Source organism: Amycolatopsis camponoti, assembly GCF_902497555.1.
GTDB lineage: Bacteria > Actinomycetota > Actinomycetes > Mycobacteriales > Pseudonocardiaceae > Amycolatopsis > Amycolatopsis camponoti.
The window spans coordinates 222,980-244,378 of sequence record NZ_CABVGP010000001.1 but is presented as its reverse complement, the minus strand read 5'-3'; the positions used below and the strand labels follow the sequence as shown (position 1 = coordinate 244,378).

At 70.1% G+C, this 21,399-nt stretch carries 21 protein-coding genes and 1 pseudogene; 17 read left to right on the top strand and 5 right to left on the bottom strand.

Annotation, left to right across the window (positions count from 1 at the left end; translation table 11 throughout):
- Positions 1 to 68: 68 nt before the first annotated feature.
- The 8 genes from AA23TX_RS01195 to AA23TX_RS01160 all read left to right on the top strand — a co-directional run bounded on the left by AA23TX_RS01195 (position 69) and on the right by AA23TX_RS01160 (position 7,756).
- Positions 69 to 1,367 (top strand): ABC transporter substrate-binding protein, encoded by a 1,299-nt coding sequence (locus AA23TX_RS01195; RefSeq protein WP_155540756.1) that lies wholly within the window; start codon positions 69 to 71, stop codon positions 1,365 to 1,367.
- Positions 1,364 to 2,260, top strand: coding sequence for a carbohydrate ABC transporter permease (locus tag AA23TX_RS01190; RefSeq protein ID WP_155540755.1), 897 nt, complete (start codon positions 1,364 to 1,366; stop codon positions 2,258 to 2,260). Before AA23TX_RS01195 ends, AA23TX_RS01190 begins: the two co-directional genes overlap by 4 nt.
- Positions 2,257 to 3,075: a carbohydrate ABC transporter permease gene (locus tag AA23TX_RS01185; protein ID WP_155540754.1), complete on the top strand. Its 819-nt coding sequence runs from the start codon at positions 2,257 to 2,259 to the stop codon at positions 3,073 to 3,075. The genes AA23TX_RS01190 and AA23TX_RS01185 overlap by 4 nt, the downstream gene beginning before the upstream one ends.
- A gap of 54 nt (positions 3,076 to 3,129) precedes the next feature.
- Positions 3,130 to 3,552, top strand: a complete 423-nt coding sequence (locus tag AA23TX_RS01180) for a DUF4190 domain-containing protein (RefSeq protein WP_155540753.1) — start codon at positions 3,130 to 3,132, stop codon at positions 3,550 to 3,552.
- A 58-nt stretch (positions 3,553 to 3,610) separates the two neighbouring features.
- Complete coding sequence (locus AA23TX_RS01175) at positions 3,611 to 4,045, top strand: DUF4190 domain-containing protein (protein WP_155540752.1); 435 nt, start codon at positions 3,611 to 3,613, stop codon at positions 4,043 to 4,045.
- Positions 4,046 to 4,195: 150 nt separating this feature from the next.
- Positions 4,196 to 5,923 carry a TIGR03767 family metallophosphoesterase gene (locus AA23TX_RS01170; RefSeq protein ID WP_155540751.1) on the top strand — a complete coding sequence of 576 codons (1,728 nt, stop codon included), beginning with the start codon at positions 4,196 to 4,198 and terminating at the stop codon, positions 5,921 to 5,923.
- Positions 5,924 to 6,020: 97 nt separating this feature from the next.
- On the top strand, positions 6,021 to 6,422 hold the full coding sequence (locus tag AA23TX_RS01165; RefSeq protein WP_155540750.1) for a PaaI family thioesterase: 402 nt from the start codon (positions 6,021 to 6,023) through the stop codon (positions 6,420 to 6,422).
- Between the two features lie 71 nt (positions 6,423 to 6,493).
- Positions 6,494 to 7,756 (top strand): C39 family peptidase, encoded by a 1,263-nt coding sequence (locus tag AA23TX_RS01160; protein WP_196425136.1) that lies wholly within the window; start codon positions 6,494 to 6,496, stop codon positions 7,754 to 7,756.
- A gap of 30 nt (positions 7,757 to 7,786) precedes the next feature.
- On the opposite strand, the gene AA23TX_RS01155 is transcribed toward AA23TX_RS01160, so the two are convergent.
- Positions 7,787 to 8,236, bottom strand: a complete 450-nt coding sequence (locus AA23TX_RS01155) for a carboxymuconolactone decarboxylase family protein (RefSeq protein WP_155540748.1) — start codon at positions 8,234 to 8,236, stop codon at positions 7,787 to 7,789.
- A 76-nt stretch (positions 8,237 to 8,312) separates the two neighbouring features.
- Between AA23TX_RS01155 and AA23TX_RS01150 the strand changes: the two genes are divergently transcribed.
- Positions 8,313 to 9,173, top strand: a complete 861-nt coding sequence (locus tag AA23TX_RS01150; RefSeq protein ID WP_155540747.1) for a sigma-70 family RNA polymerase sigma factor — start codon at positions 8,313 to 8,315, stop codon at positions 9,171 to 9,173.
- A gap of 125 nt (positions 9,174 to 9,298) precedes the next feature.
- Here the strand turns inward: AA23TX_RS01150 and fdxA are convergent.
- Positions 9,299 to 9,619 (bottom strand): annotated as a pseudogene (gene fdxA / locus AA23TX_RS01145) (ferredoxin); the annotation flags it as partial.
- Between the two features lie 161 nt (positions 9,620 to 9,780).
- Here fdxA and AA23TX_RS01140 point away from each other — a divergent pair.
- Positions 9,781 to 10,878 carry an S-(hydroxymethyl)mycothiol dehydrogenase gene (locus AA23TX_RS01140; RefSeq protein WP_155540746.1) on the top strand — a complete coding sequence of 366 codons (1,098 nt, stop codon included), beginning with the start codon at positions 9,781 to 9,783 and terminating at the stop codon, positions 10,876 to 10,878.
- A 65-nt stretch (positions 10,879 to 10,943) separates the two neighbouring features.
- The gene (locus AA23TX_RS01135) at positions 10,944 to 11,498 is read left to right on the top strand and encodes a gamma-glutamylcyclotransferase family protein (protein ID WP_155540745.1); all 555 of its coding nucleotides are present in this window, start codon (positions 10,944 to 10,946) and stop codon (positions 11,496 to 11,498) included.
- On the opposite strand, the gene AA23TX_RS01130 is transcribed toward AA23TX_RS01135, so the two are convergent.
- On the bottom strand, positions 11,476 to 13,095 hold the full coding sequence (locus AA23TX_RS01130; RefSeq protein WP_196425135.1) for an FAD-binding oxidoreductase: 1,620 nt from the start codon (positions 13,093 to 13,095) through the stop codon (positions 11,476 to 11,478). The genes AA23TX_RS01135 and AA23TX_RS01130 overlap by 23 nt on opposite strands.
- 97 nt (positions 13,096 to 13,192) lie before the next feature.
- Between AA23TX_RS01130 and AA23TX_RS01125 the strand changes: the two genes are divergently transcribed.
- The 6 genes from AA23TX_RS01125 to AA23TX_RS01100 all read left to right on the top strand — a co-directional run bounded on the left by AA23TX_RS01125 (position 13,193) and on the right by AA23TX_RS01100 (position 18,564).
- On the top strand, positions 13,193 to 13,756 hold the full coding sequence (locus AA23TX_RS01125; RefSeq protein WP_155544173.1) for a TetR/AcrR family transcriptional regulator: 564 nt from the start codon (positions 13,193 to 13,195) through the stop codon (positions 13,754 to 13,756).
- Positions 13,753 to 15,291: a glycerol-3-phosphate dehydrogenase/oxidase gene (locus AA23TX_RS01120; protein WP_155540743.1), complete on the top strand. Its 1,539-nt coding sequence runs from the start codon at positions 13,753 to 13,755 to the stop codon at positions 15,289 to 15,291. Before AA23TX_RS01125 ends, AA23TX_RS01120 begins: the two co-directional genes overlap by 4 nt.
- Before the next feature lie 349 nt (positions 15,292 to 15,640).
- Positions 15,641 to 15,910: a helix-turn-helix transcriptional regulator gene (locus AA23TX_RS01115; protein WP_155540742.1), complete on the top strand. Its 270-nt coding sequence runs from the start codon at positions 15,641 to 15,643 to the stop codon at positions 15,908 to 15,910.
- The gene (locus AA23TX_RS01110; protein WP_155540741.1) at positions 15,907 to 16,455 is read left to right on the top strand and encodes a hypothetical protein; all 549 of its coding nucleotides are present in this window, start codon (positions 15,907 to 15,909) and stop codon (positions 16,453 to 16,455) included. The genes AA23TX_RS01115 and AA23TX_RS01110 overlap by 4 nt, the downstream gene beginning before the upstream one ends.
- A complete protein-coding gene (locus tag AA23TX_RS01105) occupies positions 16,448 to 17,377 on the top strand; it encodes an ABC transporter ATP-binding protein (protein ID WP_155540740.1) in 930 nt (309 codons plus the stop codon). The genes AA23TX_RS01110 and AA23TX_RS01105 overlap by 8 nt, the downstream gene beginning before the upstream one ends.
- On the top strand, positions 17,374 to 18,564 hold the full coding sequence (locus AA23TX_RS01100; protein ID WP_155540739.1) for an ABC transporter permease: 1,191 nt from the start codon (positions 17,374 to 17,376) through the stop codon (positions 18,562 to 18,564). The genes AA23TX_RS01105 and AA23TX_RS01100 overlap by 4 nt, the downstream gene beginning before the upstream one ends.
- 3 nt (positions 18,565 to 18,567) lie before the next feature.
- On the opposite strand, the gene AA23TX_RS01095 is transcribed toward AA23TX_RS01100, so the two are convergent.
- Together AA23TX_RS01095 and AA23TX_RS01090 are read right to left on the bottom strand one after the other, a co-directional pair.
- Positions 18,568 to 19,914, bottom strand: a complete 1,347-nt coding sequence (locus tag AA23TX_RS01095; protein ID WP_155540738.1) for a cryptochrome/photolyase family protein — start codon at positions 19,912 to 19,914, stop codon at positions 18,568 to 18,570.
- A 64-nt stretch (positions 19,915 to 19,978) separates the two neighbouring features.
- A complete protein-coding gene (locus AA23TX_RS01090) occupies positions 19,979 to 21,295 on the bottom strand; it encodes a citrate synthase (protein WP_155540737.1) in 1,317 nt (438 codons plus the stop codon).
- Positions 21,296 to 21,399: the final 104 nt, after the last annotated feature.

The following is a 21,399-nucleotide window of genomic DNA, read 5'->3' as shown; positions in this document are numbered from 1 at the left end:
TGAAGGCCATCGTGAGGGACTCTACGTTCCTTCACGATGGCCTTCACGTTCACGGAGGGGTTCTGGGGATGCAGCGGAACAGGCGGAGCTTTCTCGCGCTCGCGGGAGCGGGCGCGGCGGGCGCGCTCGCGGCGGCGTGCGGGTCGAACACCGGGCGGCAGGGCACCGCGCCGCCGTCGACGGCGTACTCGGCGGGTCCGCCGCCCTCGGACGCGCCCAAGGTCACGCTCCAGCAGTGGTACCACGCGTACGGCGAAGACGGCGTCCAGGAAGCGGTCAAGCGCTACGCCGCGACCTATCCCGCGGCCACCGTCGAGGTCCAGTGGAACCCCGGCGACTACGACTCGAAGATCGTCACGGCGCTGCAGAACAGCAAGGTGCCGGACGTCTTCGAGGCGCAGGTCAAGATCGACTGGGTGCGGCAGAACCAGGTGGTGCCGCTCGACGACGTGATCGCACCGGTCAAGGGCGACTTCAGCCCGGCCGTGCTCGCCGCGCAGACCGTCGAGGGCAAGGTCTACGGCATCCCGCAGGCCATCGACACGCAGGTGCTCTTCTACCGCAAGAGCCTGCTGCAGGCGGCGGGCGTGCAGCCGCCGCAGACGGTCGACGAGCTGATCGACGCGGCCGCCAAGCTCTCGAAGGACGGCGTCAAGGGCTTCTTCGCGGGCAACGACGGCGGCGTCGGCGTGCTCACCGGGCCGCTGCTGTGGTCGGCCGGCCTCGACTACCTGAAGAACGGCAACCGCGAGGTGGGCTTCGACGACCCGCGCGCCGCGACCGCGCTGGCCAAGCTGCACACCCTCAACAGCAACGGTTCGCTGCTGCTCGGCGCGCCCGCCGACTGGTCGGATCCGGGCGCGTTCATCGACGGGCTCGCGGCGATGCAGTGGACCGGGCTGTGGAACGTGCCGAAGATCCGCCAAGCGTTCGACGACGACTTCGGCGTGCTGCCGTTCCCGAAGCTGGACGGCAGCGGCGCGCCGTCGGTGCCGGTCGGCGCGTACGGCGCGATGGTGAACGCCAAGAGCGCGCACATCGCCGAGGCCAAGGCGTTCGTGAAGTGGCTGTGGATCGACAAGACCGACGACCAGCTGGAGTTCGCGACGAAGTTCGGCTTCCACGTCCCGGCGCGCCAGAGCCTGGTCGGCCAGGCGAGCGGCCTCGCGTCGGGCCCGGCGGCCGACGCCGCGAGGTTCGTCAAGGAGAACAGCCACCTGGTCGGCGGTCCGGTGTGGACACAGCAGGCGAACACGGCGTTGTCCGACGCGGTCGCGAAGATCGCGAAGGAGGGGGCCGACCCGGTCGCGCAGACCAAGACCGCCGTTGACGCCGCGGCATCCGAGCTGAAGCGCCTGTTCGGATGAGGGGGCGCGACACGCGCGCGTTCTGGCTGTTCGTCGGGCCGTTCCTGCTGGGGCTCGCGGTCTTCGCGTACCTGCCGATCGGGTGGAGCGCGTACCTGTCCTTCTTCGACGCGCGCAACACGGTGACGCCGACCGAGTTCGTCGGGCTGGACAACTACGGGCACATGCTCACCGACGAGCCGTTCCTGTCGAGCCTGGGCACGTTCAGCGTGTTCGCGGTGTTCATCGTGCCGCTGACGTTCGTCCTTTCGCTGGCTTTGGCGCTGGGCGTCAACCGGCTTCGGTTCGCGCGGGCGTTCTTCCGGTCGGTGTTCTTCCTGCCGTTCGCGTGCTCGTACGTCGTCGCGTCGCTGATCTGGAAGACGTCGCTGTTCTCCGGTGTCCGCTACGGACTGGCGAACACGGTGCTCAGCCTGTTCGGCGCCGACCCGGTGGCCTGGACCGGCACGGTGAACCCGCCGCTGTACTGGATCGTGCTGGTGACCGCGCGGTTGTGGCTGCAGCTCGGGTTCTACATGATCCTGTTCATCGCGGCGCTGCAACGGATTCCCCGGCACCTGTACGAAGCGGCCTGGCTCGACGGCGCCAAGCCGGGCTGGCAGGTGTTCCGCTACATCACGTTGCCGCAGCTGCGCGCCACCGCGGTGGCGGTGCTCCTGCTGAACCTGATCAACGCCTACCAGGCGTTCGACGAGTTCTACAACATCATGGGCGACGCGCGCGGCTACCCGCCGTTCGCCCGGCCGCCGCTGGTGTACCTGTACTACACGTCGCTGGGCTCGGGCGGCCAGGACCTCGGCCGCGGCAGCGCGGGCGCGGTGATCCTGGCGCTGATCATCGCGCTGGTGACCCTGCTGCAAGGCCGTGTCTTCCGCTTCGGGCGGGTGTCATGAGGGCGTTCCTCCGGTGGACGGCGTTGATCGTCGCCGCGGTGCTGTTCCTGCTGCCGTTCTACCTGCTGGTGCGCAACGGCCTGGCTTCGCGGGCGGAGATCACCGCTCCACAGTGGACGTTCTTCCCGTCCACAGTGCACTGGGAGAACTTCTCGCGGCTGTTCTCCTCCGACGACGTCCCCTTCGCGCGCAGCCTGCTGAACTCTTCGGTGGTCGCCGCTCTGCAGACGGTCGGGCTGCTGGTGGTCTGCTCACTGGCGGGCTACGGCCTCGCGCGGATCCCGTACCGGCACTCCCGGATCGTGTTCTACGCGGTGCTGGCGACGCTGATGATCCCGACGTCGGTGACGTTCGTGCCGAGCTTCGTCGTGGTCTCGTCGCTCGGCTGGCTGTCGGACTTCCGCGGGCTGGTGATCCCCGGGCTGTTCAGCGCGTTCAGCGTGTTCCTGTTCCGGCAGTACTTCCTGGACTTCCCGCGCGAACTGGAGGAGGCCGGGCGGGTGGACGGGCTGACCCGCTGGGGCGTGTTCTGGCGCGTGGTGGTGCCGAACTCGAAGGGCTTCTTCGCGGCGATCGCGGTGATCACGGTGATCGGCAGCTGGAACGCGTTCCTGTGGCCGCTGATCATCGCCCAGTCGCCGGACTCCTGGACGGTGCAGGTGGCGCTGTCGGGCCTGCTGACGGCGCAGAACCCCCAGCTGAACCTGCTGTTCCTGGCGGCGGCGGTGTCGATCCTGCCGATCGTGCTGCTGTTCGCGTTCCTGCAGCGGTACCTGGTGCGCGGGGTGACGGAGTCCGGTTTGGGCGGGTCGTAACACGCCTCGGGCCGCGGCCGACTCCGGGAACGTCCCGAAGGAAGCAGGTGCTCGATGACCACGCCCGACCACTATTCGCCGCCGCAGCCGGAAGACCCCGCGGCGCACGCGCCCATCCCGGTCCAGCCCGGCTGGCAGCCCCAGCCGAACCCGATCTCGGTGCCGTTGCCCGCGCAGCCGTACCCGGCGGTGGCGGGCCCCTACCCGATGCTGCGCACCAGCGGACTGTGCGTCGCGGGCATGATCGTCGGCATCCTCGCCCTGCTCGGGTTCTGGATCCCGTTCGGCGACGTGCTGATGGGCCTGCTCGCGATCGGGCTGTCGTGGGCCGGCATGGCCCAGGCCGCCAAGCCCGGGTTCACCGGCCGCGGCATGGGCATCGCCGGCCTGGTGTGCGGCATCATCGCGATGATCCCCGCGATCATCGTCGTGGTCATCTTCATCACCGCGGCGACGACCTGCGGTATCTACTGCTGACGTAACACCCGGGGCCGGCGCACCGACGACTCCGGGTAACGAGAGAGACAGGTGCGCGATGACCGACTTCGACCCCTACCGGCAGCCGGATCCGGCGAACCCGGGCTACCCGCCTTCGGCGCCGGTTCCGCAGCCGTGGGGGACGCAGCCGTACCCGGTGCAGCCGTACGCCCAGCCGTCCTACGTCTCCCAGCCCTACTCCGGGTACCAGCCGCTGGTCACCAGCGGAATGGCGGTGGCGGGCATGGTCATCGGCATCGTCGCCCTGGTCCTGTTCTGGGTCCCGTTCCTCGACCTGCTCCTCGGCTTCCTGGCGATCGGCCTGTCGTGGGCCGGCATGGTCCAGGCCGACCGGCCGGGGTACACGGGCAAGGGCATGGGCATCGCGGGCCTGGTGTGCGGCATCATCGCGGTGATCCCGGCGCTGATCGTGATGCTGTTCTTCTTCGGCCTGTTCGCGGCGGCCGGAACGGCGTGCGGCATCGCCTGCTGAGCGGTCCTGTCGCCCGAAATCACCACGACGTTCGGCGGTACTCCCCGCCCCGACACCTGTGACAGGGTGGCTCGAAACGTCACGTTCACCGGCCGGACATCGGCGTCCGGCACGGTGCTGGGCAGCCGAGAAACTGGGGAGCGAACAACCATGGCCGAACTCACCCGGCGCACCTTCGCCACCGCGGGCGCCGCCGGTCTCGGACTCCTGCTGTGCACGCCGACCGCGAACGCCCTCGACCGCGCGCTGCGGCTGACGAGCGCCCGCTCGGTCTCCACCGCCGGCACCACCCTCGAACAGGTCGCCACGGGCGGCGGCACCGGGAGCTACAGCCGCCTGTCCGCCGGGCCCGGCTGGCCGTTGGTCGTGCGCGGCGACCTCGCCACCCCGCAGACCGGCCGCGACGACCGGCGCCGCGCCCTCAGCGCGTTCGTGCAGTTCACCGACCTGCACATCACCGACACCGAGAGCCCCGCGCGCTTCGAGTACCTGCACCCCTTCATCGGGTCCGCGCACCGGCCGCAGGAAGCGCTCGGCACCGTCGCGACCAGCGCGCTCGTCGAACGCGTCAACAGCGTGCGGCAGGGCCCGTTCACCGGACGGCCGTTCGACCTCATGGTCACCACCGGCGACAACACGGACAACCACGAGCTGATCGAGCTGGACTGGTTCCTCAAGGTCCTCAACGGCGGCAGCGTCACGCCGAACTCCGGCGCCACGAACGCCTACGAAGGCGTCCAGAGCTCCGGCAACAAGGAGTTCTGGAACCCGTCCATCGCGGGCGTGGGCGACGACTACTCCGCCAAGGGCTTCCCGCAGCTGCCCGGCCTGCTCGAAGCGGGCATCGGGACGTTCACCGCGCCCGGCCTCGACGTCCCGTGGTTCTGCACCTTCGGCAACCACGACGACAGCATCGTCGGCTCGCTGCCGGCGCAGATCCCCGGCATCGACGCCTGGTACACCGGGAAGTACAAGGTCATCGGCAAGGACGAGACCACCGCGAAGAAGCTCGCCGACGCCATCAAGAAGCCCGGCTCCAGCGTGCCGGTCGCCGAGCTGTTCGGCGGCTCGGGCACCATCCGCGAGATCACGCCGGACGCGCGGCGCCGCCCGTTCACCACCGGCGAGTTCGTCCGCGCGCACCTCGACTCGGCCAACACCGGACCCGGCCCCGCCGGGCACGGCTTCACCAGCGCCAACGCCGACGGCAAGAACGTCTACTACACGTTCCGGATCGCGCCGGGCATCACCGGGATCAGCCTCGACACGACGACCGACGCCGGGTTCGCCGACGGCTCGATCGGCCTCGCGCAGTTCAACTGGGTCGAGGCGACGTTGAAGCGCAACAGTTCGACGTACTACGACTTCTTCGGCCGCAAGGTCACCCACGCCGTCACCGACGAGCTGTTCCTCCTGTTCAGCCACCACACCAGCGGTTCGATGGGCAACGTGCTGCCGGATTCGCGCCACCTGCTCGACCCGCGCCTGAACGGCGACGCGTTCGTCGGGCTGCTCAAGCGGTTCCCGAACGTGCTGGCGTGGGTCAACGGCCACACGCACCTCAACAAGATCACCCCGCACGCCGGGAACACGCCGCAGCAGGGCTTCTGGGAGATCAACACGGCGTCGCACATCGACTTCCCGCAGCACGCCCGGATCGTCGAGGTCGCGGACAACGCCGACGGCACGTTGTCGCTGTTCACGACGCTGATCGAGGCGGAGGCCCCGTACGCGGTGGACTACGGCGACCGGACGCCGCAAGCGCTTGCGTCGCTGTACCGCGAGCTGTCCTACAACGACATCCACGTCGACCTCGGCCGCGTCGGGGACGCCGCCGACCACAACACCGAGCTGCTGCTGGTGAACCCGCTGGCGTGAGGTCGTGAGTGAGAAACAGGGTTAGAACACTGTTTCTCACTCACGACTACCCGCGAGGTAATCGCCCCGCGGCCGGTCTTCGGGCAGGCTGCGGGGCATGACCGATCCCGAGGGCACCCAGCTCTTCCACCGTTCCATGCCGTTCTCCGAGCGCCTCGGCGTCGAGGTGCTGGAGCATGGCAAGGCACTCGTCCGCAGCCGGCTGAAGTGGGACGAGAGCCTCTGCACGCTCGGCGGCGCCCTGCACGGAGGCGCGCTCATGGCGCTGGCCGACTCGACCGGTGCCGTGTGCGCGTTCCTCAACCTCCCCGAGGGCGCCCAGGGCACGACGACCGTCGAGTCGAAGACGAACTTCCTGCGTGCCGTGCGTTCGGGCTACGCCGTTGCGTCGTCCAGACCACTGCACGCCGGGCGCAAGTTCGTCGTGGTGGAGACGGAGATCCACGACGACGACGGCAAGTTGGTCGCGAAAGTGACACAGACGCAGGCCGTCCTGTAGGTACCTGTTTACATACCCGGCTCGACCGGCGAAAATCCCTGGCTACTGGGTGGGTCTATCAGGGAGCCGGGATGCGCGTACGCAAGTTGTTCACCTTATGGTCAGTGGTTGTGTTGACCGCTGTAACCGCGCAAGTCGCCGAGGCCGCGCCCGCCCGGCCCGGCGAAGACGAGGCGATCGGCTACCACGAGTGGAACGGCGGCGCGTTCTACGAAGGCCACTTCGCCGGGCTCGCACTGACCCACGACGGCCTGCGCATCACGCGCCCGGCCGGCACGGTCGAGCACACCGAGCCGGAGCTCGGCACGACGAGAACGTACGAGTACGGCCAGTGGACGTCGCCGTCGTACCGGCAGGGTTTCGGCGCGACGCAGCTGGTCGCGTCCTGGAACGCGCAAACGCCGGCGAAGACCTGGCTGCAGGTCGAAGCGCAGGGCAAGACGTCGGCCGGCGTCGAGACCGCGTGGTACGTGATGGGCCACTGGGCCAGCGGTGACGCCGACATCCTGCGCACCAGCGTCGACGGCCAGGACGACGCGAACGCCCTGGTCGACGTCGACACCCTGGTCATGAAGACCGGCGTCACGCTGAAGTCGTACAAGCTGCGGATCACCCTCTACCGGGAGAAGGGCTCCCGCGCGACGCCGTCGGTGACGTCGCTGGGCGCGATGACTTCGGCCGTGCCGGACCGGTTCGACGTGCAGACGACGAAGCCGGGCCGCGCCACCGGGATCGAGCTGAAGGTGCCGGCGTACGCGCAGAACCTCCACAAGGGACAGTTCCCGCAGTACGGCGGGGGCGGCGAAGCCTGGTGCAGCCCGACGTCGACCGAGATGGTGGCCGAGTACTGGGGCAAGAAGCCATCGGCGGCGGAGATGTCCTGGATCCCGGCGGACTACGTCGACCCGTCGGTGGCGTTCGCGGCGCGCTACACCTACGACCACGCGTACGACGGCACCGGCAACTGGCCGTTCAACACGGCGTACGCGGCGTCGCGCGGGCTGCGCGGGCACATCACCCGGCTGCACTCGCTGAACGAGCTGGAGACCTACATCGCCCGCGGCATCCCGGTGATCACGTCACAGTCGTTCCTGGCCTCGGAACTGGACGGCGCGGGGTACGGGACGGCTGGGCACATCATGGTGGTCGTCGGCTTCACGAAGGACGGCGACGTGATCGCGAACGACCCGGCGTCGAGCAGCAACGACCGCGTGCGCAACATCTACAAGCGCGACCAGTTCGAGAAGATCTGGCAGCGGACCAAGCGGTACCGCGCCGACGGGACCGTGGCGAGCGGCCCCGGCGGCATCGCGTACATCATCACCCCGGCCTGACCCGGGACCGGTGCGGCGACCGGCCGGCTTCTACCAGGTCTGGCCGGCCGGCTGCCGCGTCGTGCGGTTGATCCGGTTGAAGAAGTTGGTGAGCGCGATGTTCAGCGTGATCGCGGACAGCTGCCGCTCGTCGAAGTGCTTCGCGGCTTCCGCCCAGATCTCGTCGGTGACGCCGGGTTCGCCGTCCTGGAGCCGGGTCGCGGCTTCGGTCAGCGCGAGCGCCGCCCGCTCCGGCTCGGTGTAGAACGGCGTCTCGCGCCACGCGACGACGTTGTGCAGCCGCTCCTCGGTTTCGCCGTGCTTCTTCGCCGACTGGACTCCGCCGAAGACGCAGGGGCTGCAGCCGTTGATCTGGCTGGCCCGCAGGTGGACCAGCTCCAGCACCAGCGGGTCGACGCCGCCGGCGTGCACCGCCTTGATGATCTGCTGGATCGCGCCGAACACCTCGGGGTTCCCCGAGTCCTTGAGCCGTGCTTCCATCGGTCCTCCCTTTGTTACCTGTGCCCCTCCGGGCCCGTCATCCCCACGACGGAGCCGAACGGAGGAAGGTAACGACATGCCCGACACGGTGACCGAGGCCTTCGAAGCGCAGCGCGACCGGCTGCGCGCGGTGGCCCACCGGGTGCTCGGCTCGCACGCCGACGCCGAGGACGTCGTCCAGGAGGCGTGGCTGCGGCTGTCGCGCCAGGACGCGGCGACCATCGGCAACCTCGACGGCTGGCTGACCACGGTCGTCGGCCGGATCAGCCTGGACGTCCTGCGCTCGCGCCGGTCCCGGCCCGAGGCGCCCTACGACGAGATCGTCGTGGCGGTGGACGAGAGCCCGGAGGACGAAATCGCGCTCGCGGATTCGGTCGGGCTGGCGCTGCTGGTGGTCCTCGAGTCACTCGGGCCGGGCGAGCGGCTGGCGTTCGTGCTGCACGACCTGTTCGCGGTGCCGTTCGAGGAGATCGGCCGCATCCTCGGCAAGTCGACCGCAGCGGCCAAGATGCTGGCCAGCCGCGCCCGCCGGAAGGTGCGGACGCCTGCTGCTCTACCGGACGCGGGGAGGTCGCAGCGCGAGGTGGTGGACGCGTTCCTGAGGGCGGCCCGCGACGGTGACTTCGAGGAGCTGCTGCGCGTGCTCGACCCGGACGTGCGGCTGACGGTCGACACCCCGGACGGAGTGGTGGTGGTCCTGGGAGCGACGAACGTGGCGGCGGGAGCCCGCTTCGGCGCGGCGGGCGGAGGGCGGGCAGTGCTGGTGGGCGGCCTGCCGGGAGTGGTGGCCTGGCGCCCGGACGGGACACCGCTGTCGGTGGTGGCGTTCACGGTGACGGACGGGCGAATCGCGGGGATAGCGGCAGTGGCCGACCCGGCACGGCTGGCGTCGATGGACCTGCCGGAGCCGCCCGGAACTGTCGGTACCGCCGGGTAGCGTGGAACCCGGGGGCCGGAGGCACGCCCCGCTTCAGCCCGGGTCGCGCCGACCGCCGGATCGTCGGCACAGCCACAGCCGCCGTCCGGAGACTTCTCCCGCGGCGGCCGCCGTGCCGGCGGACGCTGCGGCGGCAGCGCCGCGACCTGGACCGTGTCCGCGTTCAGCGGGCCGACCGCGGCCGCACCGTTCGGAGAACCCAGTGGTGCGTCGCGCCCGGGGAGGATCTCGCTGAAGAACAGGCCGTTGTCCGGCGCGAGCGCGGGGTCTTCCACGTAGGAGATCGCTCCCACCGGGCAGACCGCCTCACAAGCGCCGCACTCGAGGCATTCGTCCGGATGGATGTAGAGGCTCCGCGCGCCCTCGTAGATGCAGTCCAGCGGACATTCGGCCACACACGCGCGGTCCTTGACGTCGACACAAGGCAGCCCGATCACAAACGCCATGCCAGGAACCTGGCCACATCGACCCCGGCCGGACAGAAGTTGCGCACAACGCAACACGTTGCGCATGAATCACCGAACCTCACTCATGCGGATGTCGCCATCTCCGCATGATCCGTGATTAGCTGCGGTCTGAGCCAGCAAAGCCGGAAGGGTGGATTCGCATGCCGTACGAGGTCCAGGGGGTCGTTTCGCGGGCGAAGGGCGAGCCGGTCTCGCTGGAGACCGTCCTCGTCCCCGATCCCGGGCCGGGTGAAGCCGTCGTGAACGTGCAGGCCTGCGGGGTCTGCCACACCGATCTGCACTACCGCGAAGGCGGGATCAACGACGACTTCCCGTTCCTGCTCGGCCACGAGGCCGCGGGCGTCGTCGAGGCGGTCGGCGAGGGCGTCACCGACCTCGAACCCGGCGACTACGTCATCCTCAACTGGCGCGCCGTCTGCGGCACCTGCCGCGCCTGCCGGCGCGGCAAGCCCTGGTACTGCTTCTCGACCTTCAACGCCACCCAGCCGATGACGCTCCAAGACGGCACCAAGCTGTCGCCCGCGCTCGGCGTCGGCGCCTTCCTCGAGAAGACGCTCGTCCACAGCGGACAGTGCACGAAGGTCAACCGCGAAGCCGAACCGGCGGTCGCCGGGCTGCTCGGCTGCGGCGTGATGGCCGGGCTCGGCGCGGCCATCAACACCGGCGCCGTCACGCGCGGCGACTCGGTCGCGGTCATCGGCTGCGGTGGCGTCGGCGACGCGGCCATCGCGGGCGCGAAACTGGCCGGTGCCACCACGATCGTCGCGATCGACAGGGACGACCGGAAGCTGGAGTGGGCCAAGGACTTCGGCGCCACGCACACGGTCAACAGCAAGGGCCTGTCCGAAGAAGCAGTCGTCGAAGCCATGCAGGACGCCACGAACTCCTTCGGCCCGGACGTCGTGATCGACGCCGTCGGCCGCCCGGAGACCTGGCGCCAGGCCTTCTACGGACGCGACCTGGCCGGCACCGTCGTCCTCGTCGGCGTCCCCACGCCGGAAATGCGCCTGGACGACCTGCCGCTGATCGACTTCTTCTCGCGCGGCGGCTCACTCAAGTCGTCGTGGTACGGCGACTGCCTGCCCAGCCGCGACTTCCCGATGCTGGTGGACCTCTACCTGCAGGGCCGGCTGCCGCTCGACAAGTTCGTCACCGAACGCATCGGCGTCGACGGCGTCGAGCAGGCCTTCGAGCGCATGCACCACGGTGACGTCCTGCGCAGCGTGGTGACCTTCTGACCCTGTTCACCGACGACGAATACCCGGCCGAGCCCTACCCGGGCACCCGGCCGGGCTATTCGTTCGTGCACGTCGACGGCGTCGGCCACCCACTCGACGCCGCCCCCGACGGCTGGCGCGACCGGATGGCGGTGCTGGCCTACGGCTCGAACGCGAACCCGTCGAAGATCACCTGGCTGCGCGGCCGGCTCGGGCTCGAAGGCCCGGTCGTCGTCGCGCACGCGCGGTGCGGCGGGCTCGCCGCGGTGTGGGCCGCCGGCTTCCGCGTGGTCGACGACCAGCGCCCGGCCACCCTCACCGCGCTCGACGGCGTCGAAGAGCACGCCATCTGGTTCGTGACGCCGGATCAGCTCGCCGTGCTCGACCGCTGCGAGGGCCGCGGCACGCGCTACCACCTGGCCCGGCTGACCGAACCCGACATCACGCTCGAAGACGGCACCCGCCTGACCGAGGTCCACACCTACGTCGGCGCCGCGCCGATCCGCTACCCGCTGCTGGTGGACGGCAAGCCGGTGCGCACCGCCGACGTCCCGCAGGCCGACGCGGCGAAGCTCGACGGCGTCGCCGCGGACAGCCACGGCGTCCCCTGCGAAGTGCTCAGACCAGCTTCCCCGGGTTGAGGATCCCGGTCGGGTCGACCGCCGACTTCGCCGCGCGCAGCACCTCGACGCCCAGCGAACCGATCTCCGCCTTCAGGTACGGCGCGTGGTCGACGCCGACGGCGTGGTGGTGCGAAATCGTGCCCAGCCCGGTGATCGCCTCGCACGCCGCCGCTTTCGCGCGCTGCCATTGGCCGACCGGGTCGGTCTCGTCGCGCGCCGTCAGCACCGTGAAGTACAGCGACGCGCCCGTCTCGTAGGCGTGCGAAATGTGGCACATCACGATCGACGGGCCCAGCGACGCCGTCAGCGCCGCGCGGACGTCGTCACGCAATTCGTCCACAGTGGACCAGTAGGCCGCGGTCTCCAGCGTCTCGACGCAGACTCCCTGATCCAGCAGGGCATCCCGCTGCCGCGGCCCGGCGAACCGGCCGTGCCGCCAGGACTCGCCGAGCGCCTTGCCGACTCGCACGGCGCCTGACGCCTTCAGCCGGCGCGTCGTCTCGCGGCGGCGCAGCGCGACGTCGTGCGCGGTGCCTTCCCAGCCGACGATGAGGAAGCACGGCCGCCGCACGCCGCGCGCGGCGAGGTACCGGCGCAGCGCCGTCGTCTTGAGCCCGGCGTTCAGCGACAGGGAGACTTCGGTTTCGTCCCCGTCGGACAGCCGGGTGATGTCGGCGAGCGCGTGGTTCTGCGCGAGGTCGCGGACGGCTTCCCGGCCCGCTTCCCAGCTCGGCAGCGCGTAGCCCTCGTACCGCTTGACCGGCGGCGCCGGCCGCACCCGCAGCGACACCTCGGTGATCACGCCGAGCGTTCCCTCACTGCCGACCGCGAGCTGCCGCAGGTCCGGCCCGGCGGCCGACGCCGGCGCGACCCCGAGCTTCCACTCGCCGCGCGGGGTGGCCAGCCGCACGCCGGCGACCATGTCCTCGAAGCGCCCGTAGCCCGACGACGCCTGCCCGGCCGAGCGCGTCGCCGCGAAACCGCCGATCGTCGCCCGCTCGAACGACTGCGGGATGTGCCCGAGCGTCAGGCCGTGCTCGCCGAGGAGGCGCTCGGCCTCGGGACCGCGGACACCGGCCTGCAGGACGGCGAGGCGCGACTCGGCGTCGACCGACACCAGCGCGTCGAGCCGGACGAGGTCGAGCGCGATCACCGACGCCTTCTCACCACGCAAGGCCGCGACCCCGCCGACGACCGAGGTGCCGCCGCCGAAGGGCACCACGCCGACGTCGTGCCGGACGCAGATGTCGAGTACCGCTTGGACCTCATCCGGGCCGGCGGGCAGCACGACCGCGTCCGGCACCGGGAAGTCCACCGAAGACGACCGGCGGCGCAGCAGATCCAGGTAGGACAGCCCGGTCGCGCGCGCCAGCCGTGCCGCGTCGTCGACCAGCACGTTTTCCGCGCCCACAGCCGCCGACAGCGCATTGACAGCAGATTCGTCCAGTTTCGGTGACGGTATTTCCACCGGCAAATCCGCCGGTGGGGCAGCACTGGGAGCCGCTTGGCCTATACGCTGTTCAAGCCACTTGGCCGCCCGCGCGGGCAGCCGGGCGGCGTCGGCGGCTTCCGAGGTCCAGGACCGTCGAAGGCGGTGGTCAATGAGCGCGTTCACCGATACAGTGTGACATATGGACGTGAAACGTCACACTATGGAGACCGCGGGATCGTCCGCGCTCGCGGACACCCGCAACCGCCAGACAGCGACGAGAGTGGCCGATGACGTGCTGCTCGACGCCGCGCGCTCGTGCGTGCTGGCCGTCGGTGTGCGCCGCACCACACTCGCCGAAATCGCCCGCACCGCGCGCGTCAGCCGGATGACGGTCTACCGCCGCTTCCCCGACGTCCGCAGCGTGCTCGCCGCCTTGATGACCCGCGAATTCAGCGGGCTGCTGCGCACGGCGAGCGAACGCGGCGCCGAGGCCGCGAACAGCCGCGAGCGGCTCGTGCTCATCGCGTCGGCCGGCGTCCGCGCGCTGTCGGACGACCCGCTGTTCCGCACGCTGCTCGACGTCGACCCCGAGCTGGTTCTCCCGTACATCGTGGAGCGGCTGGGCGCGACGCAGAAGTTCGCCGAGCAGGCGTTGCACCAGCTGCTGGAGGCCGGCCACCAGGACGGGTCGATCCGGCGGGCGCCGGTCGCGGCGCAGTCGCGGTCGGTGCTGCTGGTGGTCCAGTCGTTCGCGTTCTCGCTGCGACCGGCCACGGCGGACGTCGGCGAGGCGGCGTTGCTGGCGGAGTTCACGCACGTGCTCGACGCGGCGCTGAAGCCGTGACGTCCGGCTCGCTCAACGCGCGGCGCCGCGAACGCGAGCTCGCGGAGCTGGCGGCGGGCGAGCGCGTCGACATCGTTGTCGTCGGCGGCGGCGTCACCGGCACGGGCATCGCCCTGGACGCGGCGTCGCGCGGGTTGTCGGTGGCGCTCGTCGAGGCGCACGACCTGGCGTTCGGGACCTCGCGCTGGTCGTCGAAGCTCGTGCACGGCGGCCTGCGGTACCTGGCGCACGGCGAGTTCGGCCTGGCGCACGAGAGCGCGGTCGAGCGCGGCATCCTGATGACGCGCACGGCGCCGCACCTGACGCGGGCGATGCCGCAGCTGTTCCCGTTGTACCCCAGCACATCCCGCGCACAGCAGGCACTGGTGGCGGCGGGCCTGCGAGCCGGCGACGGCCTCCGCCGGGCGGCGCGCACCCCGTCGTCGGTGCTGCCGCGGCCGCGCTCGATCCCGGCCGCGGAGGCCTTGGCGCTGGCTCCGGGACTGTCCCCGGCCGGCCTGCGCGGCGCGTTGCTGGCTTACGACGGCGCTTTGGTCGACGACGCGCGCCTGGTGGTTTCCCTCGCGCGCACGGCGGCATCGTTCGGCGCCCGGATCTTGACGCGGCTTTCGGCGTCCTCGGTGTCCGCGGACCGGGTGACGGCCGTCGACGGTATTTCGGGCGGCTCACTGGAGATCCACGCACGCCAGGTGATCAACGCGACGGGCGTGTGGGCGGGAACACTGACCGGCGCGGTGCGCTTGCGCCCGTCGCTCGGTTCGCACCTGGTGCTCGCGCCGGGGACGGTGCCGATGGGCACGACGTCGGTGAACATCGGGGTGCCGGGCGAGAGCAACCGGTTCGTGTTCCTGCTCCCCCAGCCGGACGGCCGGGTCTACTTGGGACTGACGGACGAGCCGGTTTCCGGTTCGATCCCCGACGTGCCAGTGGTTCCCGAGTCCGATGTGGACTTCCTGCTGTCATTGGCTTCTTCGGTACTGGCTCGGCCGTTGACCCGGGCGGACGTGGCCGGTTCGTACGCCGGCCTGCGGCCGCTGGTGGAAGGTGGCGGGCGTTCGGCCGATCTGTCCCGCAAGCACGCGGTACTGGCGGGGTCGGACGGGTTGTTGACGGTGGTCGGCGGGAAGCTGACGACGTACCGCCGGATGGCGGAGGATGCGGTCGATGCCGCTGTCCGCCTGGCCGGTCTTCCCTCGTCGCCCTGCCGCACCGCGCGGTTGCCGTTGTTGGGGGCGGCTTCGCGCTCTGATCTGTCTCTTGTGGACGCTGCGCCGCGGCTGGTGGCCCGGTACGGCACCGAGGCCCCACGAGTGGCGGCGCTGGGCGAGCTGGACGCGGAGTTCGCGGCCCCGGTCACACCGGGCGCGGACATCACGGCGGCCGAAGTCGTGTGGGCGGTCCGCAACGAAGGGGCGCTGGACGTGGCGGACGTGCTGGAGCGCCGGACCCGGCTGGCGCTGATCCCGGCCGACGCGGAGGCCGCCGCGGGGCGGGTCGCGGAGCTGGTCGACAAGTCGCTCGCCGGCCTCGCCTGACACGGGCCCGGCAGCCGCTTCACCCGGCAAAACCGCCAAGAACGGGACCGTATCAGCGTAGCGGCGGCAAATTGCCGCCGAGGCGGGTAGCCCCATGACTCAGCGGGGACAGCCGATGCCACCGCCAATGACTCATTCGCGACCAGCCCCACCCGACACAGCCCCACCCGACACGGCCCCCGCCCTCCCTGGGGGGCGTGCCCACGTCCAGCCTATCGGCGCCCACCGACAGCAACCCCCGCCCAACGGCCACACGCCGGACCTGTCCACATCACGCCGCCCCTGTGCACAACCCGACTTGATGTTCACTTAACTTGACGACCTGTTGGGTTTTTGCAACAGTTACCCCATGAGCCCGGTCAGACGCGGCAAAGAGCTGCCGATCTACAACCGGCTCCCCGTGCTCCGAGCCGAGCGCGGGCTGAGCAGGGTCGCTCTCGCGAACGCCGTCGAGGTCAATCCTCAAACCATCGGCGCTCTCGAACGCGGCGATCACTATCCGAGCCTGGACCTGGCCTTCCGGATCTGCGCGGTCTTCGACCTGCCGGTCGAAGCGGTGTTCAGCCGCGTGCCGTTCACGCCACTGTCCACTCAGGTCTACCGCGAGGGGGGAGCATGACCGAGCAGCCCGGCCGGCTCGCGGCCTACTGGGAACGTCAGCTGGACAAGATGGACGAGCGCGAACTGCGCCACTCCCGGCGGCTGCCGGGCTGGCGCACCCGCCGGCGCCGCCGGGCCCTCACCACGGCGCTGGCGCTCGCCGATCTCGGGCTGATCGCCGGCGCGGCCGTCTTCACCACGGCCGGCGACTGGCTCTTCGGCGCCGTCTGGGTCGGCAGCGCTCTCCTCGGCGGCGTCTCGTTCCTGCTGCTGCGGATCCTCACCGGCCGGATGAGCGGCGGCTTCTCGCGGCTGCTGGACGAACGCGAGCGCGAGTGGCGCCACCGCGTCACCTACATCGGCTTCCAGGTCCTGAGCTACCTGATGATCGCCGCGATGATCTACAGCCTCCTGGTCGCCCACGCCGAAGACGGTGGCCTCCGCGGCGCGATGATGATCTCCGCGCTGCTGGTCACCGGGACGACCGTCCCGTCACTGCTGCTGGGCTGGTCGCTGCCGGACGACGACCCCGAAGACTTCGAAGAGGGGATGCGGAATGACTGAGGGGACACTGGAGATCGACGGGATCTCCAAGCGCTACGGCACGAAGGTCGCGCTGGACGGCGTCACGTTCGACGTCCGCGGCGGCGAGCTGTTCGGCTTCGTCGGCAGCAACGGCGCCGGCAAGACCACGACCATGCGGATCGTGCTCGGGGTGCTGGCCGCCGACAGCGGTGAAGTGCGCTTCAAGAACGAAAAGATCACGCACGAAGCCCGGACCCACATCGGCTACATGCCCGAGGAACGCGGGCTCTACCCGAAGATGAAGGTCCTCGAGCAGCTGATCTACCTCGCCGAGCTGCACGGCCTCAGCGCGAACGAAGCCCACCGCAACGCGGAGAACTGGATCAGCAGGCTCGGCCTGGCCGAGCGCCGCAAGGACGAGGTGCAGAAACTGAGCCTCGGCAACCAGCAGCGCGTCCAGCTGGCCGCCGCGCTGGTGCACGACCCGGCCGTGCTGGTGCTCGACGAGCCGTTCTCCGGCCTCGACCCGCTGGCCGTCGACGTCATGAGCGGCGTGCTGCGCGAGAAGGCCGCGGCCGGGGTGCCGGTCGTGTTCTCCAGCCACCAGCTCGACCTCGTCGAGCGGCTGTGCGACCGCGTCGGCATCATCCGCGGCGGCCGGATGGTCGCCGTCGGCACCGTCGGCGAGCTGACCGCCGGCGCGAACAGCAAGCTCGTCGTCACCGCGCCCGCCGCACCGGCGGGCTGGGCCGGGGGCCTCCCCGGCGTGCGCGTCCTGGAGAATCACGGCGCCACGACCGTGCTCGACCTCGACCCGGGCGCCGACGACCAGGCTGTGCTGGCCGCGGCGCTGGCCACCGGGCCGGTCACCGAGTTCAGCCGCCGCCACCGGTCGCTGACCGAGCTGTTCCGCGACTCCGTGTCTTCGAGTGCCACCGCCGACGAGGGGGTCAAGCGATGAGGAAGCTGAGCGGCCGGCGCGCCGTCTGGCTCGTCATGAAGCGCGAGCTGAACACGCGGCTGCGCACGCGGTCGTTCGTCATCGGCACCGTCGTGATGCTGGTGCTGCTGCTGGGGTACGTCGGCTTCCAGACGTCGCTGGCGGGGGCGGCGGACAAGAGCACGGTCGGGCTCACCGGCCAGGCGACCGGGATCGCGCGGCAGCTGCAGGTCGAGGCCGCCCAATCCGGGCGGCAGATCTCGACGGTCACCATCACCGACCCGGCCGAGGGCCGCCAGAAGGTCGAGGACGGCGATCTCGACGCGCTCGTCTCGGGCAGCGCGGCGAAGCTCACCGCCACCTACAAGTCCTCTTTGGACGACCAGTTGCGCAAGGTGCTCGACCAGGTCGCGCAGCAGCAGGTGCTCGACGGCGTGCTGTCGTCCGCCCAGCTCGAGCCGGCCGACGTGATGGCCCAGGTCGACGGCACCCACGTGCAGGACGACCCGATCTCGCCGGAGCCCGCGGACCACACGCAACGGCTCGTCGTCGGGCTGATCGTCGCGTTCCTGCTCTACATCAGCATCATCACCTACGGGATGATGGTGGCCCAGGGCGTCGTCGAGGAGAAGTCGAGCCGGGTCGTGGAGATCCTGCTCGCGAGCGTGCGGCCGTGGCAGCTGTTGCTGGGCAAGGTGATCGGGCTCGGCCTGGTCGGGCTGACGCAGCTGGTGATCCTGGCCGCGGCCGGGCTGGTCGCGGCGTCGGCGACCGGGGTGTTCACGCTGTCCGGCTTCGCCACCGGCGCGATGCTGTGGGGCCTGCTCTGGTACCTGCTGGGATTCCTGTTGTACGCCACGATCTACGGCGCGCTGGGGTCGCTGGTGTCGCGGCAGGAGGACACGCAGTCGGTGGTCGGGCCGCTCAACATCGTGCTGATCGTCGGGTTCGTCGCGGGGTTCAACCTGCTGCTGCAGGACCCCGACGGCACGGGGACGAAGGTCATCTCGCTGATCCCGTTGTTCTCGCCGATCCTGATGCCGGCCCGGATCGCGACCGGCGCGGCGACGGGCTGGGAGATCGCGCTGTCGCTCGGGCTGACGGCCGCGCTCGTCGCGCTGCTCACCTGGCTGGGCGGCAGGATCTACGGCAACAGCGTGCTGCGCATCGGCAGCCGCATCAAGCTGTCCGAAGCCCTGCGCGGCTGACACTCACGAGGTGATCTTCCCGTACCGCTCCAAGGACACCTGGCGCTCGTGGGCGTGGTCGACCATGGGCTCCGGGTACTCCTCGGGCCGCTCCTTCAGCTTGTGGACGGCCTTGCCCCCGACACCGCGCAGCTCCGGCACGTACTTCCGGACGTAGTCGCCGTTCGGATCGAACTTCTCGCCCTGCGTCGTCGGGTTGAAGATCCGGAAGTACGGCGCCGCGTCGGTGCCGGAACCCGCGACCCACTGCCAGTTCAGCTGGTTCGACGCGAGGTCGCCGTCCACGAGGTGCTTCATGAAGTGCCGCGCGCCGAGCCACCACGGCAGGTGCAGGTCCTTCACCAGGAAGCTCGCGACGACCATCCGGACGCGGTTGTGGATCCAGCCCTCGGCCAGCAGCTGCCGCATCCCGGCGTCGACGATCGGGTAGCCCGTCTTGCCCGCGCACCACCGCTCGAACGCCTCGCGGTCGTCGTCGTGCTTCATCCCGTCGAAGCGCTTGTCGTAGTTCTTCCGCGCGGTTTCCGGGCGGTGCCACAGGACGTCGGCGTGGAACTCGCGCCAGCAGAACTCGCTGCGCAGCGACTTCGCGCCGACGCGGTCGTCACCCGCCAGGTCGGCCAGCAGCGTCCGCGGGTGGACGCAGCCCCAGCGCAGGTACGGCGAAAGCCGCGTCGTGCCTTCGCGGTCCGGGCGGTCACGATCGGAGTCGTAGGTCTCGATGCCGTCGTCGAGGAACGCGTGCCAGGCGTCCAGCGCGGCCTGCTCACCCGGCTCCGGCAGCGTCGCGGAAACCTTGGGCGGCTTCGGGATCCTCAGCGAGCGCGGCGGTTCGACCCAGTCCACAAGGGACGGTCCGGTGTCGGCGGGCGAGTGCCAGCCGTGCGCGGTCCACGCCCGGAAGAAGGGGGTGAAGACGCGGTACGGGTCGCCGTCCGGCTTGGTGACGCGGCCCGGGGTGACGGCGTATGACGAGCCCGTCTCGACCCAGTCGATGTTGTTGTCCGCCAGCGCTTTCGCGACTTCGGCGTCCCGGCGTCGACCGTACGGGCCGGTGTCCGTGCTGACGTGCACGGCCGCGGCGCCGATCTTCTTCGCGGCCTTCACGACCTCGGCCGCCGGTTCGCCGCGCACCAGCATCAGCCGGCCGCCGAGCTGCTCGTTCAGCTTCTCGAGGCATCCGTAGAGGAACGCCTCGCGCGGCGCGCCGCCCGGCTTCAGCAGCGCCTCGTCGAGGACGTACAGCGCGAGGACGTGCTTGCTGTGCTTCGAGGCTTCGAGCAGGGCGGCGTGGTCGCCCAGCCGCAGGTCGCGACGGAACCACAGGACGACGGGTGCTTCTTTGGTCACGACGGGCAACGATAAACGCCCCGTCGTGCGGGTGCACGACGGGGCGTTTATCAGGGTGAGCGGATCAGCGCTCCGACATCGGGGTGTAATCCCGCGAAGCGTGGCCGGTGTAGATCTGCCGCGGGCGGCCGATCTTGGTGGCCGGGTCGTTGATCATCTCGCGCCAGTGCGCGATCCAGCCCGGCAGGCGGCCGAGCGCGAACAGCACAGTGAAGAACTTCGTCGGGAAGCCCAGCGCCCGGTAGATCAAGCCGGTGTAGAAGTCCACGTTCGGGTACAGCTTGCGCTCGATGAAGTAGTCGTCGGAAAGGGCGGTCTCTTCGAGCTTCTTGGCGATCTCGAGCAGCTGGTCGCCGCCCTTGAGCTTGCCGAGGATCTCGTCCGCGGTGTTCTTGATGATCTTCGCGCGCGGGTCGTAGTTCTTGTAGACCCGGTGCCCGAAGCCCATCAGCTTCACGCCCTTTTCCTTGTTCTTCACCCGCTCCACGAACTTGGCGACGTCGCCGCCGTCGTTCTTGATGCCCTCGAGCATGTCGAGGACCGCGGCGTTCGCGCCGCCGTGCAGCGGGCCGAACAGGGCGTTGATGCCGGCCGAAATCGAGGCGAACAGGTTCGCCTCGGACGAGCCGACCAGGCGCACGGTCGAGGTCGAGCAGTTCTGCTCGTGGTCGGCGTGCAGGATGAACAGCAGGTCGAGCGCCTTCGCGACGTCCGGGTCGACCTCGTACGGCTCGGCCGGGAAGCCGAACGTCATGCGCAGGAAGTTCTCGACCAGGCCGAGCGAGTTGTCCGGGTACAGCAGCGGCTGGCCCACGGACTTCTTGTACGCGTACGCGGCCAGGGTCGGGACCTTGGCGAGCAGGCGGATCGTGGACAGCTCGACGTTCGGCTCGTCGAACGGGTCGAGCGAGTCCTGGTAGAAGGTCGACAGCGCCGACACCGCGCTGGACAGGACCGGCATCGGGTGCGCGTCACGCGGGAAGCCGCTGAAGAACGCCTTCAGGTCCTCGTGCAGCAGCGTGTGCCGCTGGATCTTCTCGGTGAAGTCGGCCAGCTGGGCTTCGGTCGGCAGCTCGCCGTAGATCAGCAGGTACGAGACCTCGACGAAGGTCGACTTCTCGGCCAGCTGCTCGATCGGGTAACCGCGGTAGCGGAGGATCCCGGCGTCACCGTCGATGTAGGCGATGGCGGACGACGCGGCGCCGGTGTTGACGAAACCGGGGTCGTAGGTGATGTACCCCGTCTGCGCCAGTAGCTTCCCCAGTTCGATCCCGGGCGCGCCCTCGACCGGGTGGACGATCTTGAACTCGTGCTCGCCACTCGGCAGGGTCAGCTTCGCGGTTTCGCCGCCGGACTGCCCCGCAGTCGTCGCGTCGGACATACAAGTCCCTCTCACGTTCGGCACGGGGACGGCGGCGCCTGCGGGTTCCACAGGTAGCCACGTGTTCACGCGAGGAAACACTGGCGCCTCGCTGCACACCGCCC

What these genes read in the sequence shown, in the direction of transcription:
- AA23TX_RS01195 (WP_155540756.1), top strand. Translation starts at nt 69, where the DNA reads ATGCAGCGGAACAGGCGGAGCTTTCTCGCGCTCGCGGGAGCGGGCGCG.
- AA23TX_RS01190 (WP_155540755.1), top strand. Translation starts at nt 1,364, where the DNA reads ATGAGGGGGCGCGACACGCGCGCGTTCTGGCTGTTCGTCGGGCCGTTC.
- AA23TX_RS01185 (WP_155540754.1), top strand. Translation starts at nt 2,257, where the DNA reads ATGAGGGCGTTCCTCCGGTGGACGGCGTTGATCGTCGCCGCGGTGCTG.
- AA23TX_RS01180 (WP_155540753.1), top strand. Translation starts at nt 3,130, where the DNA reads ATGACCACGCCCGACCACTATTCGCCGCCGCAGCCGGAAGACCCCGCG.
- AA23TX_RS01175 (WP_155540752.1), top strand. Translation starts at nt 3,611, where the DNA reads ATGACCGACTTCGACCCCTACCGGCAGCCGGATCCGGCGAACCCGGGC.
- AA23TX_RS01170 (WP_155540751.1), top strand. Translation starts at nt 4,196, where the DNA reads ATGGCCGAACTCACCCGGCGCACCTTCGCCACCGCGGGCGCCGCCGGT.
- AA23TX_RS01165 (WP_155540750.1), top strand. Translation starts at nt 6,021, where the DNA reads ATGACCGATCCCGAGGGCACCCAGCTCTTCCACCGTTCCATGCCGTTC.
- AA23TX_RS01160 (WP_196425136.1), top strand. Translation starts at nt 6,494, where the DNA reads ATGCGCGTACGCAAGTTGTTCACCTTATGGTCAGTGGTTGTGTTGACC.
- AA23TX_RS01155 (WP_155540748.1), bottom strand. Translation starts at nt 8,236, where the DNA reads ATGGAAGCACGGCTCAAGGACTCGGGGAACCCCGAGGTGTTCGGCGCG.
- AA23TX_RS01150 (WP_155540747.1), top strand. Translation starts at nt 8,313, where the DNA reads ATGCCCGACACGGTGACCGAGGCCTTCGAAGCGCAGCGCGACCGGCTG.
- AA23TX_RS01140 (WP_155540746.1), top strand. Translation starts at nt 9,781, where the DNA reads ATGCCGTACGAGGTCCAGGGGGTCGTTTCGCGGGCGAAGGGCGAGCCG.
- AA23TX_RS01115 (WP_155540742.1), top strand. Translation starts at nt 15,641, where the DNA reads ATGAGCCCGGTCAGACGCGGCAAAGAGCTGCCGATCTACAACCGGCTC.
- AA23TX_RS01110 (WP_155540741.1), top strand. Translation starts at nt 15,907, where the DNA reads ATGACCGAGCAGCCCGGCCGGCTCGCGGCCTACTGGGAACGTCAGCTG.
- AA23TX_RS01105 (WP_155540740.1), top strand. Translation starts at nt 16,448, where the DNA reads ATGACTGAGGGGACACTGGAGATCGACGGGATCTCCAAGCGCTACGGC.
- AA23TX_RS01100 (WP_155540739.1), top strand. Translation starts at nt 17,374, where the DNA reads ATGAGGAAGCTGAGCGGCCGGCGCGCCGTCTGGCTCGTCATGAAGCGC.
- AA23TX_RS01090 (WP_155540737.1), bottom strand. Translation starts at nt 21,295, where the DNA reads ATGTCCGACGCGACGACTGCGGGGCAGTCCGGCGGCGAAACCGCGAAG.